The sequence below is a fragment of the Moorena sp. SIO3I6 genome (genome assembly GCF_010672095.1).
Genome location: NZ_JAAHHU010000025.1, coordinates 78,881 through 92,380 on the forward strand (window position 1 = coordinate 78,881; position 13,500 = coordinate 92,380).

The 13,500-nt window shown below is 45.0% G+C and carries 15 protein-coding genes; 9 read left to right on the forward strand and 6 right to left on the reverse strand.

Going from position 1 to position 13,500, the window contains the following annotated elements:
* The first annotated feature begins 10 nt into the window (after positions 1 to 10).
* Together tuf and rpsJ are read left to right on the forward strand one after the other, a co-directional pair.
* A complete protein-coding gene (gene tuf / locus F6K49_RS09455; RefSeq protein ID WP_293024668.1) occupies positions 11 to 1,240 on the forward strand; it encodes an elongation factor Tu in 1,230 nt (409 codons plus the stop codon).
* Positions 1,241 to 1,344: 104 nt separating this feature from the next.
* Positions 1,345 to 1,653 (forward strand): 30S ribosomal protein S10, encoded by a 309-nt coding sequence (gene rpsJ, locus F6K49_RS09460; RefSeq protein ID WP_198954346.1) that lies wholly within the window; start codon positions 1,345 to 1,347, stop codon positions 1,651 to 1,653.
* 162 nt (positions 1,654 to 1,815) lie between these two features.
* Here rpsJ and tnpA read toward each other — a convergent pair whose 3' ends face one another.
* Positions 1,816 to 2,067: an IS200/IS605 family transposase gene (gene tnpA / locus F6K49_RS53265; protein ID WP_365940426.1), complete on the reverse strand. Its 252-nt coding sequence runs from the start codon at positions 2,065 to 2,067 to the stop codon at positions 1,816 to 1,818.
* Positions 2,068 to 2,164: 97 nt separating this feature from the next.
* Here tnpA and F6K49_RS09465 point away from each other — a divergent pair, with 97 nt between their 5' ends.
* The 4 genes from F6K49_RS09465 to F6K49_RS09480 all read left to right on the forward strand — a co-directional run bounded on the left by F6K49_RS09465 (position 2,165) and on the right by F6K49_RS09480 (position 4,279).
* Positions 2,165 to 2,779, forward strand: coding sequence for a class I SAM-dependent methyltransferase (locus F6K49_RS09465; protein ID WP_293028282.1), 615 nt, complete (start codon positions 2,165 to 2,167; stop codon positions 2,777 to 2,779).
* 7 nt (positions 2,780 to 2,786) lie between these two features.
* A complete protein-coding gene (locus F6K49_RS09470; RefSeq protein WP_293028277.1) occupies positions 2,787 to 3,818 on the forward strand; it encodes an alpha/beta fold hydrolase in 1,032 nt (343 codons plus the stop codon).
* Between the two features lie 113 nt (positions 3,819 to 3,931).
* Complete coding sequence (locus tag F6K49_RS09475) at positions 3,932 to 4,135, forward strand: hypothetical protein (RefSeq protein WP_293028273.1); 204 nt, start codon at positions 3,932 to 3,934, stop codon at positions 4,133 to 4,135.
* Positions 4,136 to 4,156: 21 nt separating this feature from the next.
* Positions 4,157 to 4,279, forward strand: a complete 123-nt coding sequence (locus tag F6K49_RS09480; RefSeq protein ID WP_293028270.1) for a hypothetical protein — start codon at positions 4,157 to 4,159, stop codon at positions 4,277 to 4,279.
* Between the two features lie 245 nt (positions 4,280 to 4,524).
* Here F6K49_RS09480 and F6K49_RS09485 read toward each other — a convergent pair whose 3' ends face one another.
* The gene (locus F6K49_RS09485; RefSeq protein WP_293096093.1) at positions 4,525 to 5,838 is read right to left on the reverse strand and encodes an acetyl ornithine aminotransferase family protein; all 1,314 of its coding nucleotides are present in this window, start codon (positions 5,836 to 5,838) and stop codon (positions 4,525 to 4,527) included.
* A gap of 365 nt (positions 5,839 to 6,203) precedes the next feature.
* Between F6K49_RS09485 and F6K49_RS09490 the strand changes: the two genes are divergently transcribed.
* The gene (locus F6K49_RS09490) at positions 6,204 to 6,446 is read left to right on the forward strand and encodes a hypothetical protein (protein ID WP_293028263.1); all 243 of its coding nucleotides are present in this window, start codon (positions 6,204 to 6,206) and stop codon (positions 6,444 to 6,446) included.
* Between the two features lie 177 nt (positions 6,447 to 6,623).
* On the opposite strand, the gene F6K49_RS09495 is transcribed toward F6K49_RS09490, so the two are convergent.
* The gene (locus F6K49_RS09495; protein ID WP_293028259.1) at positions 6,624 to 6,746 is read right to left on the reverse strand and encodes a hypothetical protein; all 123 of its coding nucleotides are present in this window, start codon (positions 6,744 to 6,746) and stop codon (positions 6,624 to 6,626) included.
* A 198-nt stretch (positions 6,747 to 6,944) separates the two neighbouring features.
* Here F6K49_RS09495 and F6K49_RS09500 point away from each other — a divergent pair, with 198 nt between their 5' ends.
* Complete coding sequence (locus F6K49_RS09500; RefSeq protein ID WP_198954229.1) at positions 6,945 to 7,253, forward strand: SCO5389 family protein; 309 nt, start codon at positions 6,945 to 6,947, stop codon at positions 7,251 to 7,253.
* A gap of 432 nt (positions 7,254 to 7,685) precedes the next feature.
* Here the strand turns inward: F6K49_RS09500 and F6K49_RS09505 are convergent, their stop codons facing one another.
* Positions 7,686 to 7,862, reverse strand: coding sequence for a type II toxin-antitoxin system HicB family antitoxin (locus F6K49_RS09505; protein WP_293028253.1), 177 nt, complete (start codon positions 7,860 to 7,862; stop codon positions 7,686 to 7,688).
* 101 nt (positions 7,863 to 7,963) lie between these two features.
* Positions 7,964 to 9,685 carry an SLBB domain-containing protein gene (locus tag F6K49_RS09510; protein ID WP_293028285.1) on the reverse strand — a complete coding sequence of 574 codons (1,722 nt, stop codon included), beginning with the start codon at positions 9,683 to 9,685 and terminating at the stop codon, positions 7,964 to 7,966.
* Positions 9,686 to 10,762: 1,077 nt separating this feature from the next.
* Between F6K49_RS09510 and F6K49_RS09515 the strand changes: the two genes are divergently transcribed.
* Positions 10,763 to 11,728, forward strand: coding sequence for a GDP-mannose 4,6-dehydratase (locus F6K49_RS09515; protein WP_293028250.1), 966 nt, complete (start codon positions 10,763 to 10,765; stop codon positions 11,726 to 11,728).
* Between the two features lie 151 nt (positions 11,729 to 11,879).
* On the opposite strand, the gene F6K49_RS09520 is transcribed toward F6K49_RS09515, so the two are convergent.
* Positions 11,880 to 13,364 carry a peptidoglycan DD-metalloendopeptidase family protein gene (locus tag F6K49_RS09520; protein ID WP_293028247.1) on the reverse strand — a complete coding sequence of 495 codons (1,485 nt, stop codon included), beginning with the start codon at positions 13,362 to 13,364 and terminating at the stop codon, positions 11,880 to 11,882.
* Positions 13,365 to 13,500 lie beyond the last annotated feature (136 nt).

Consider the following 13,500-nt stretch of genomic DNA (forward strand, 5'->3'; position numbering starts at 1 on the left):
CATGTAATTCATGGCACGCGAAAAGTTTGAAAGGAATAAACCCCACGTCAACATTGGCACGATTGGTCACGTAGACCACGGCAAGACTACCCTAACTGCTGCTATTACTATGACATTGGCAGCTCAAGGGAAGGCAAAAGCGAGGAACTACGAGGAAATTGATGCAGCTCCTGAGGAAAAAGCACGGGGGATTACCATCAATACTGCTCATGTGGAGTACGAAACCGAAAATCGCCACTATGCCCACGTGGATTGCCCAGGCCACGCTGACTATGTGAAAAACATGATCACGGGTGCGGCGCAAATGGATGGGGCAATTCTGGTGGTTTCTGCCGCTGACGGTGCCATGCCACAAACTAAAGAACATATCCTCCTGGCTCGGCAGGTGGGAGTGCCTAACATCGTGGTTTTCTTAAATAAGAAAGACCAAGTAGACGATGAAGAACTCCTAGAGCTAGTAGAACTCGAAATTCGGGAACTGTTGAGCGAATACGACTTTGACGGGGACAATATCCCGATTGTGGCTGGGTCAGCCTTAATGGCTGTAAACGCCCTGACCGAGAATCCAGGCATTGCCAAAGGTGACAATGAGTGGACTGATGTGGTACTAGAACTGATGTCTAATGTAGACTCATACATTCCCACACCAGAGCGGGATGTGGATAAGCCATTCCTGATGGCAGTGGAAGATGTCTTCTCCATCACTGGTCGGGGAACTGTTGCCACCGGTCGAATCGAGCGGGGTAAAGTTAAAGTTGGTGAGACGGTAGAAATCATCGGGCTTAAAGAGACCCGTAACACCACCGTAACTGGTGTGGAAATGTTCCAGAAGACCCTAGACGAAGGGATGGCTGGAGACAATGTTGGGCTACTGCTACGGGGTATCCAAAAAGAGAACATTGAGCGGGGTATGGTACTTGCCAAGCCCGGTTCAATCACCCCTCACACCAAGTTTGAATCTGAGGTATATGTCCTGAAGAAAGAAGAAGGTGGACGTCATACTCCCTTCTTCTCCGGCTATCGCCCTCAGTTCTATGTACGAACCACTGATGTGACTGGCACTATTGATGCCTTTACTGCTGACGATGGCTCTACAGCTGAGATGGTGATGCCAGGCGATCGCATCAAAATGACAGTGAGCCTGATCAACGCCATTGCGATTGAACAAGGAATGCGCTTTGCTATCCGTGAAGGTGGTCGCACCATCGGCTCAGGTGTGGTCAGCAAGATTCTCGAATAGCAGTACTCTACTATAGAGTAGGAGCAGGGAAGTTCTAGCTTCTCTGCTCTTTATTCATGTTTATTTTACCTAAAAGAACCTAGAAAATTAAAAAAATGGCAACTATTCAACAGCAGAAAATTCGGATTCGACTAAAAGCCTTTGATCGACGCTTGCTGGACACCTCCTGTGAGAAGATTGTAGATACAGCAAACCGCACAAATGCTACAGCTATTGGCCCAATTCCCTTACCCACTCGACGTCGTATTTACTGTGTTTTGCGATCGCCTCACGTTGATAAAGATTCTCGGGAACACTTTGAAACACGCACCCACCAACGGATTATTGATATTTATCAGCCTTCTTCAAAGACTATTGATGCTCTGATGAAATTGGATTTACCTGCTGGAGTTGATATTGAAGTTAAGCTTTGATCAAAATGGCTCCTTATCCTAGGATTAAATCCGACAGGATTAATCCCTAGTATAGGAGCCAACGCTTTTTAATCTTGCTGGTTCATCTTGATTTTTACTATAAACTAATAGAGTCTCTAGGTTTGCTCTCCCACCTACGAAAGTAAAAGTATAGGCATGATTTCAGAAGTAAGGTTTCCAGTAATATTTTGCTAAGTAATCACCGTATTCAGACCTGATTCTACGAGCTGAGACAGACTTTAGGTTTTTGATTAACTGACCGAGTTCAAAGGTTGGGTGTGCTTCAAAAAGTAAATGAACATGATCACCTTCACCAGCAAACTCTAATAATGTGCATTGCCACTTGACCAGGAAATTTCGAAATATCTCCACAAGCGATTCCAACATCTCTTTAGTTAGACACTTGTGGCACAACAGCCGATAAAGGGAACTGAGCGGATGAGGCGGTGAGCAAATCGAAGTAGATGAGCATCCTATAAAAATGTCTAACTATTGATGTGGTGGGAGAAAAATGTCTGAGATACAACCAAACGAGTGGTTGAAGTGGATCTGTTCAAGTCAAAATTTTGATCAGCTACGTCAGAACTATGATCAATGGGCAGATCAGTATGAAGTAGATGTTGGTGGAGTATGGGAACCTGTTCCCATGACAGCGGCATTTATGCTAGCAGAGTATATGGACGACAAGCAGGGTGTAATCCTTGATGTCGGGGCTGGAACAGGTCTAGTTGGTGTTGCATTGGCTGGGTTGGGATTTGAACAGATGATAGGCATTGACATATCGCCTGCTATGTTAACCAAAGCGGCTGAAAAAGGCGTATATAGCTCCTTAGTTTGCTGCTCGATCGGCGATGAACGATTCAGAAACTTGGGAAGGGCAAGTGGCATCATTGCCACAGGAGTATTTGCCGAGAGCCATGCTGGACCAGGAGAACTGAGCACACTTCAAGACAGTATTGAGCCTGAAGGAATTTTAGTGTTCACAGCACGTCAGAGCTTTTTGCCTCAACTTCAGGAAGTCCTCGACCAACCAGAATGGACTCTTATCGATTCCAAGGTTATGCCGATTTACGACGACCCCATGTATCTTATAGCATCCAAAATTGGAAATACAACTAAATCGTAAATAAAAAATGAGTTCAGAATTGAAAAAACTCGAACAAGTTAACCAGGAACTGGCGAGGGTTCGTGAGATTAGTCACCGTGAATTGCTGGATATGAACGTGATTGAAGAAAGCCAAGAGTTGGTTCATCGAGTTGGTGCAACCAGCGAAGCTAAACAAAGGCTGCCCTTCACGAAGTTATATCTACCGATGGCTTTCACAGGCATTTTGGAGCCCAACAAGTCAGTTGATCAGACTCATCGTGCAATCCTGATTCTATTACCGGGTACAGGAACAACTTTTTCTGTTGCCGAGACACTATGTGATATTGCAGGAACCTTTCATGGGCGAAAAAGCAAGAACCGTGGACGTGGGCGAAAGAGCAACCAAAGTTTATTAACTGAATTACTGCCTGATGGTGAGACGTTCCGTGTAGCCTCTTTTCCAACTGACCTGCCCCTCAATGGTATGGGTTCAAATGCCCCCTTTGAGTTTGCCAGCGAACAGGGCCTTATAACCGTGATTCGCCACGTCCATCTTGTGTTATCACGCCTCTATCCTGACCGCCCAGTTTTTATTGCTGGACGCAGCCAAGGCGGTATAGCTGCCATACTTTATGCCCAGCATTATGATGATCTAGCCGGGGCAATTGCTGTCAATCCGCCCCATCCCGACCCAGAACTGTTTCAGTTTACTGTTCAATATTTGGAGGATAAAGCTAAAGTTCTGGCTGACCTTCTCCATGCCCCAGGTGTGACCCTACACGAGCGTAGCTGGGAAGCTTACAAGACTTTCACACCTGACTTTGACTATCCATCTAGACCATCCCTATCTCCAATCCTAACTTTGGTTAGCTTGGGTGATCCCTTCAACTTATTTCCCCAGTATGCCCATGCACTGAAGGCATTTGCAGAAAATGACGAAAAAAATCAGTTGCACATACTTGATGCAGGGCACAATCTTTGGGACAGGAAATCAGTAGAAACGTATCGAGAAGTCATTAATTTGCAGGCTCAATTTATGTTAAGCCAGATCAAATACAGCGATAACAACTATGACTGATAGTAAAATAATGCAAGTCGGTTAAGGTTCTTAATTCATAAAAGTTGGTTATTCAGTACCTTTTATGCTAAATTTCCAGTTAAAACACTCAGAAAGCTTACTGTACAAGTGAAATGATGCTATTTATAGCAGTCGAAGTAAAGTTTAAGACATCTTTTCCTCCCTGCTCCCTACTCCCTGCTCCCTTTCCAGCAAAAGACTATGTCCTAAACCATACTTCCCTTGGTATAACTAACAAAAAAAATTTCCTGAATACGGCCTCTTACCACTACTCCCTGCTCCCTGCTCCGAATTCCCTTTGCCAAAGTGTTTATTAGACCTCTTGCAAAAGTATTTTTATGATAGTGTTTGCGTCAATTATTGTCCACTATTCCCTATTCCCTGTTCCCTGTTCCCGACAACTGCCGGGAAGTCTAGTTATCATAACAAGTACGGAAGATCCATATTTGTTCCCTTATTAACATTACATTTATTAGTTATAAGCTGATGCGCATTTAAATTGCTTTTTATCTGTTCCCTATTCCCATATCCGCTGTTCCCTTTGAACAATTTAGGTATCCCAATCTAAATGCTGAACAGCTTAGCAGTTCTCATATTAATAAGGCACGCACATTAATAAGGCACGCACACCTATTTTTTCCCTGTTCCCTAAAATACCAAACTTGTGTACCTCACCTATTTGAGAATTGCTATATATTGACTTTTTTTATTTTCCCTCAAACAACTCAGTGAGGATCTCTAAAGCAACCTGAATCTGATCGCTATTGATGATCAGGGGTGGGCAAAACCGAATTGCTGCTTTACCGCAACCGACTAGCAATAAACCCTTATAGAAAGCCCCATCCACAATGCGATTTCGTAGGTCTGGGTCGAGATTTCCATCGGCATCGATTAGATCGATTGCCATCATTAAACCCTTCCCCCGTGGCAAGGAAACCTGGTCAAATCGCTGTGCCAGTTCAGTTAGACCTGCCTGCAATACCTCTCCCATCTGGTGAGCATTATCGATCAGTTCTGCTTGTAATAGTTCCAAGGTGACATTGGCAGCAGCACAAGCTACTGGATTGCCCCCAAAGGTTGCAGCATGGGAGCCAGGAGGCCAGGTCATTAGTTCCGGTCTAGACAGGATAGCACCCAGAGGTAGACCGCTGGCAATGCCTTTAGCCAGGGTAATAATGTCAGGCATCATACCCCAGTGTTCAATGGGAAAAAGTTTCCCAGTCCGCCCCATTCCCGACTGAATCTCATCTACAATCATCAGGATACCGTGGCGAGAGCAAATCTGGCGAATCCGCTCCAAGAAGCCATCGGACGGTACAATATAGCCGCCTTCCCCTTGAATTGGTTCGAGAACGATCGCAGCGACCTCCTCTGGTGGCAATACACTTGAGAAGAGTTTTTCTTCTAGATAATCAAGACTGGCATGGGTTCCATAGGGAATGTGTGTAACACCGGGAAGCAACGGTCCAAATCCTTGACGCTGCACGATTTTGGAACCTGTTAGAGACATCGCCCCATAGGTGCGCCCGTGAAATCCACCCTGGAAGGAAACTATTCGCGATCGCTTTGTATAGTAGCGGGCTAGTTTGATAGCACCTTCGATTGATTCTGCTCCAGAGTTGGTGAAACAAACACGGGCACGACCATCTCCTGACTCTGGAAAAGGGGCACGTACAGCTAGATTTTCCGCTAGTTTCACCATCGGTTCATAATAAAAATCAGTTCCCGATATATGTAGGAGATTAGCTGCTTGGTTCTGTATTGCCTGAACCACTTGAGGATGAGCATGACCAGTTGCAGTTACCGCAATTCCTGCAGTAAAGTCTAGAAAAACATTGCCGTCCACATCTTCGACCATACAGCCCTCACCTCTGGCAGCTGCTAACGGGTAGCTGCGAGTATAGGAGGGGGAACTCACGACGCGATCGCGTTCGATAAGCGCCCGGGCACGGGGTCCAGGCAAGGATGTTCTCAGTTGGGGAACCCGAGGCTGAGTGCGGTTGGTGGGAATGCTAAGCATTTAAGTAATCATTTTCAATGGGTAACAGAGCAATTATATTGGACTTTGGACAAAAAGGGGAGCTAGTTAGCGAGTGTTATTAGCTAACTAGCTCCCAAAAGAAGGGGCGACAGAAATGAGAAGATTTATAGCAGCTTCTCCAAACCGATTTCAATCCACATCCATTAGCTGATTCCCCAAAACAACCAGCGCTATTCGCATCTTATTTTGAAATGTCTACTGGATACGTGAGCGGTTACTGGCTATACGAGATCAGCACAGATAATCCAACATGGCTCGATTCCTCCCTAAAACCAGTTCTGAATAGAGCGCAAGCTCATCAACTTCAATAAAAATTCAACACTTTAATACAAAGAATCTGACCTATGCAAATTACAATCGACCTACCCCCAGATCTCGAACAAGACCTCATCCGCCAAGCGGTTGAATCAAATGTCGGGATCCAAACCCTTGTTCTCCAAGCGTTACGCCAGCTAATCCAAACAGCACCTAGCTCTATTTCCCAGTGGTCGGATGTCGTCCTGTCTTATGAAGGAATTCCTGATTTCCCGGCTTTCGAGTCCTATCGTGATCAACTCCTGCCACCTCGTGAACCGGAATTATTCTGATGCGATACCTTCTCGATACTTGCGTGATCAGCGACTTTATTAAAGGTGAAACTGGTTTACAGACCGAAAACTGGCGGCAGCTATAAACATGCTGGAGTGGAAGGGGGGGAGTTTTTGATCGAGTTTCAGTGAGATATTCCCCAAGTAGCGGAGAGTTTGGCTGCATTGCAAGTTGGTTTACTGGCGCATCATCTTTTTGGTACTAGGATGGCGTGCGATCGCTTTTAGCGGAAGCTGAGGCCTTTGGCCACGCTTCGCGAACGCTTCATCGCGTAGCGTAGCCCTTCGGGCTAATCGCATTCTCCCAACACTGACCAAGCCCACTCGCATAGCATAGTACGTCTCTAATCGTCTGCATCGTAATATTTCTTTACTAAAAATGATTATTATGAACAATAATAATCATTATCACCATATACTGTTCCCTGGGAGGTTCAGCCAACTAAGTGTGAACCTCTGATAACTATTTTGTTCATTAGGGATATTCAGGAAAAGCCTATGTCACTGAACATTACTCCAGAGCTTTTGAAGCAGGCACAGGAGGGTGAGGTTAATCAAGAAGCTTTTATTGACAGCATCAGGCAATCGTTACCTTATGCCTTTGGAGTTGTGGAAGACCTGGCCAAGCAATTGGCACAGGGTGAAGCGGAATGGGTAGAGCATTCGGTACCACCACCAACTGAGCAAGATCGAGCCCAGCTATTGCGGATGATAGGTGGGGATGCGATTCGTGGTGCAGTCGAACGTTATTTTGGGATCAAGTTAGCCTTTCAAAACTGCCACAAAACCGCTATATTTCGTCCATAAGCCTTAGAATCACCTGCTTATCAGGACTTTATTTCTATCCGCAGTCAAATTCTGAACTAGACACCAGAACTGATCGATTGTTAAAACTTAGCCAGAGGCTCTAGCTACTAGAGCCTCTGGTTAAAATAGATATTATTAAATAATAACCTCGCAAGTCACAGAACCGATACTTTTTAGCTACCAAAGTCTACCAATATAAACTTTAGCCCGCCAATGCAAGCTGATTCGAACGCCAGGGGGTATCTCCCAAAGCACGAAGAAATATTCCTCGTGCGCCGTTAAATTTCTAGAACCAGATCCAATGTCACTACAAAACCCTTGGTTTTCGGGAAATTTTAATTAAGACAAGGTCGTGGCACTAATATCATAGTTAAATTATAGCAAATTACTTGAGGCTTTGGCAACCTTTGTGATACTTTTACCTACTGTCCACTAACCTTCCGGCAGCTCAAGGGGTGCAGGTTCAAGGTAGAGCTGAATGCCAATACGAATATTTTCTATTGCTTCTACTTTCGTTTCACCACAGGAAGTACAACCAGGAAGTTCGGGGCACCAAGCTGCCCAGTCTCCGTTAACTAGATCAGGCTCAAGAATGACTCTCCATTTCATCAGACTTCTCTCTAAACTCAGTATTCAAATACTAATGTGATCTAAAGGATCAGCGATCAAGAAATAAGCTGAATGCTTAATACTGATCGCTGACAGCTAAACTAGAATAGAAGATTAAATAATCTAATTGGTAATTCAATTAGGGAGAAAATACCACTAGCAGGTCTCGAAATCCTTTCGACATTGTCCGCAGTTGTTGCTGCACCATCCCGTTTAACAATAATCACATCATTAGGCTGCAAGGTCGGATTAGTTTCCTCGTTAACTGGAGCAGTAAAATCGATTTCAATTTCTCTTTTTTCAACTGTGCCATTGCGATTCAGGCGAACTAATTCAACAGAACCCTTTTCAGCACGAACGTCATCAAATCCCCCAGCGGCAAGCAAGGCTTCATTCAAAGGAGCATTGGGCTTGACTTCGATATTACCAGGTTGTTTAACTTGACCAACCACATTGACCGGGATAGCAGCAGCAGAAAGGTTGGAATCTGCTAATGCCAATGCTACCTCTGGAGCAATTTCATCAGCTTTGGTGACAAGAATTGTATCTCCCTCCTTTAAGAGGATATCCTGAGTTAGGTCACCCTGTCGCAACAATTGCCAAAAATCCAAGGCAATTTCTTGTTGTGTACCCCCTTGGGTCAAACGTCGCACTTTAACCTGGCGAACATTAGCGTCTTGGGTAATGCCTCCAGCGATCGCGATCGCTTGAGTTACAGTTGGTGGTGCATTGGTGCTACGGATATCAGCACTACCGATGTTAATGTTATTATTACCCAGAGTTTCTCCCTTGACCACATAAGCTCCTGGGTTAACCACTTCCCCTACCACAGCCACTTGAATCGGACGGCTGGCATTAGCTGCAAAACTGGCATTGGACAATAGACGGGTTTGCTCTGGGTTGATAGCAGTAGTAGTTCGGAGCAAGATTTCATCCCCATCCCGCAAGGTAACATCCTGCCTGATATCACTTCTATTAATCAATTGCTGGAGATTGATATAATAAGTATTGCGCTGCCCAGAGCCTTCAAGACGCCGAAGTTCTACTTGCTTAACGTCTGCTGTTAGGGTAGCCCCCCCAGCCAAATTAATCGCTTGAGTCAGGGAGGGAAATTGCTGTCCTTCATTCAGACCCATGGTGTAGGCTCCAGGGCGACTCACTTCCCCAGCCACGGAAATTTTTAAAGGACGGGGTTTCACCAGACTCAAGGAAACTACTGGGCGTTTGATGTAAACTGAAAAGGCACTGGTGACGAGTTCGCTAGCTTGATCGAGAGTTTTTCCCCTTACAAATACACTACCAATCAAGGGTAAGTTAAGGGAACCGTTCACCAGTACTTGATACTGACCACTGTATTCATCAACATCAAAGATATTCAGGGTAAGAACATCTCCAGCATCAAGGGTATAAGCTCTGTCTGGTGGTAAAGAGTTACGCACAGGGGGTGTGGCTGCTGATACCGTGTTACTCTGATTCACCTTAATGAAGTCAGCAATGGATGGTGGAGCTGGTGCCTCGCTCGGGGATGGTGGAGCTGGTACCTGGCTCGGGGATGTTGAAGCTGGTACCTTGATTGAAGGAATTTGAGCTAGGGTAGGTGTAGGTAGGGTAATAGCGGAAACCACCAGTAAGCTTACACCCACAACTGGTCTAGTCAATCGTGGTGTAATACTGTGATTCTTAGCAATTTCGCTTAATATCTCTTGGGGTCTTTTTTTCCCTAGGTTAACTGTATTGATCATAAACATATTGACTCTTGCTAGATAAAGACACACTAAATTGTGCAGAAAATCCGGAATATGTTGTGACTCAAGCCACCTCACCAATGTGTTTAGGGTTGTTTAGGCTTCGTTGACGCTTTCTTTGGCCTGTCATTTGTAATTGGTTATTGGTTATTGGTGAGCTTGATCTGGTCTAGGGTTTCATCCCTTCATCGGCAAGCTATAGGTAAAGCGCACTCACTACTATGACGTCTCTGATTGTGGTTGGGATTTGATAACAATTGACAACTGACAATTGGTGAACACATAGATTAGCCTGGTAGAGCAACATTGTTAAAGAGCCGTTATCGGTTTGTTCTACTTAGAGGATACTCGTAGCTGGAAAGTTCCCTATCTGAGCAACTGCTGCTATAAGTTATTAGTCATACTTAATTCTTAATACCCACATAATAGCACTGACACCAATCTGTTACCCTTTGCCAACTCTAAGTCAGCAGGTTATACTTGACTAGTAGTTTGCTATTCATCAAGACAGAAGGGGGTCTTATTTTTTTTTTGACGATTTAAAATAGAACAAAAGTTATTTAATAACACAATAGATTTAGCTGCAGTTGTCGTGAACAGGTAACAGGTACTAATACTTGATTAAAACAGCATCAAGAAAATATTTTTTCAACAAGAGTTATTATTAAAATAATAATTATAAGTTATGCTATAATAGTTTTATTTACCTAGGTAATCAACTAAATCCTATCTATATTTAGAGCTGGCCTCGCGTTTAGATATTGCCAACACTAACCTTAATCTTTCACTCATAATCTCCCTATTTATATCTATCCCTATTTATCCATACGGAGGTTTGCATAACTATCAAGTACACAGGATTTTCTCCTTCTTCCCTCTTCCCTGCTCCCTGCTCCCTGCTCCCTGCTCCCTGCTCCCTGCTCCCTAAAACCCAAGAATTTGTACCTGACTGAATTGCAAACCGCTGTCAATGAATTAGCATTAGCCATACTTTAACGACAATCTAGGATGATTACCTGAATTTAAAAGACTGTCGCTCAGGGCTATCAATTAGCATTCTTGTTCTTTATTATAGTGTACAATTCGATTCGTGATATCTAACATGGATAGTTAATATTATCATGACATGAATCGTTTATTTCCTGAGAAAAGTTAATGAAAAAGGCACTGGTTTGTGGAGTATCTGGTCAAGATGGAGCCTATTTAGCGAAATTGCTCTTAGACAAAGGCTATACTGTCTGTGGCACGTCACGGGATGCTCAAATGTCCTCCTTTAGTAACTTGGTGTATTTGGGTATCCGAGACCAAGTTAAGTTGGAATCAATGACACTCACGGATTTTCGCAGTGTCTTGCAAGTGCTGACAAAATTCCAACCCTATGAAGTCTACAACTTGGCGGGGCAAAGCTCAGTGGGTTTGTCTTTTGGACAACCGGTAGAAACCCTAGAAAGCATAGCGACTGGCACGATTAATTTACTAGAGGCAATTCGCTTTACTGGTGCTCCCATTAAACTCTATAACGCTGGTTCTAGTGAGTGCTTTGGGGATACAGGAGAACAAGCAGCTGATGAACAGACTCCCTTTCGTCCCAGAAGTCCCTATGGTGTTGCTAAAGCAGCAGCGTTTTGGGAAGTAGCTAACTACCGTGAAGCCTATGGGTTATTTGCCTGCTCTGGTATTTTATTTAATCATGAGTCTCCCCTACGACCAGAACGATTTGTGACCCAAAAAATTGTTAGTGCTGCTTGTCGGATTGCTAACGGTAGTCAAGAGAAGCTTCGTTTGGGCAATATGGCAATTAAGCGTGACTGGGGTTGGGCTCCTGAATATGTTGAAGGAATGTATTTAATGCTACAGCAAGACCAGCCAGATGATTATGTAATAGCGACAGGGGAGAGTTATAAATTAGAAGATTTCGTGGCAACGGCGTTTGCTACAGTTGACTTGGACTGGCAAGACCATGTGGTGACCGATAGCAGCTTGTTCCGACCAACTGATTTGGCTTTAGGGAAATCTAACCCAGCTAAGGCAAGGGATAAGTTAGGCTGGCAAGCCCAATACAAAATGCCGGATGTGGTGCGAATGATGGTGGAAGCTCGGTTGGAGAGTTTGTCTGAGTGAAGGCTTGCATGGTTGGATGCAAAGGGTAAAGGGTAAAGGGTGAAAAGGGACTGGGGACTGAGACGGTGATATAACTGGTGCTGCTGATATAACTCTGTCCCCATTACCCCATCACCCCATCACTGCATCACCCCATAACCCTATCACCAGCCTAAAATCCTCGTAGGGAAAAGGAGGTATTTTGGGCTACCTGTAAGGCTTGGACTAGTTGACCTAAAGAATATTTCAAATGGGAGCCAGCATCCACTGCTACCCAGCCTTGGGGAGTGGCATGCCGCCATTCAAAGTGTAGGTGGGGACCAGTAGAATTACCGGTGCTGCCAACGCGGCCAATTACAGTTCCTTTTTGTACCCATTCCCCAGGTTGGACGAAGATTTCTGATAGGTGAGCGTAGCGGCTTTCTTGGGTACCTTCCTCATGGCGCACCATAACGGTCAAACCGTAGCCACCTAAGAAGTCAGCTGTTACTACTTCACCATCAGCGGCAGCAACAACTGGAGTACCTAGGGGTGCTGCTATATCTGTACCAGCGTGGAAACGGCGATTACCGGAAATCGGATGAATCCGCCAGCCGAATAGGGAGCTAATGGCAGAAGGAATGGTTACGGGGAACACAAAGCTGGATTGCCTGAAATTGGCCAATCCTGAGGGTCGTTGGGTGAGATTGTAGTAGGCTAAGGCTGTAGGAAGTTTCCTTACAGACCGATTCCTCCGAGCAACGCTAATCCCACGAGGAACCCATTTAGCTGGACGAGTTTTGGCAGGTTTGACCCGATTAAATCTGACCGGTTGAACTGAATTATATCTGACTGGTCGAACGGGATTATATCTAGCAGTTTGAGTACTAATTACTCGTGGTCTGGGTAATTGAGTTACTCTACCGTTCCGTCTACCTCCAGTGATAGCAATTGGTTGACGCCTCGGGGCAACACCACAATTCCCCCTGAGTTGCCCATTTCTGGCTACGGTGCGACAACCCCTTGACCGTTCAGTTAAGACAACTGCCGAGGGGGGAGTGTACCGTTTAGTGGCACCAACATTGTAGTTTGTGCGGTCAATATAGCTATTTTTAGCAGCGGTTTTTGGAACACTAGGCTGTAATGCTACTGGATTGAGCTTGACTTTTGGTGGCTTGGCGACAGTGGCTTTAGCTGGTACAGAGAATTGGGTTCTACGCTGTACTGGTTTGACTGCGATCGCTTTTGTCCGGACAGATTTCCTAGCTGGTGGAGCAATCGGTTTCTTGACCTTGATAGCCACGGAGGGAGCTACTGATTTCCGGGCAGCTTTTGGTGCTCGTGGGGCAATGGGTTTAGTGACCTTGGTTGCTGCTACTGGTATGACAGCAGCTTTTGCTGGAGCTGGTTTTGCCACTGGCACAGCTGGCACCGGAAAGGAGCTTGGGGGTGTAGGTTTAGGCAAAGCAGCAATAAGAGTTGGATCAAATGCTGCTTCCGTTATAGATTTGGTAGTGGTGTTGACTGATACAGCTTCTATGGGTGACTGAGTTTTTGCCACAACCATACCGCTGCTGAGGACACCAATACTACTCATCACACTCAGTCCATGGATGAGTTTTGGGCATCGGTAGAAAATGCTATACAGGGTGCTACCAGGGGAGTTTTCTTTGGTCATTTACGACTCACTAAAAATAATTACTACACAGTTATACTCGCGCTTGTTAGCTATCAGCCATAATTCCGGCCTTGCGTCAGTCTTCGAATGAATAGGAGTAGAGTGGGCATCCTGCCCGCCCGAAAATTGTAACGGG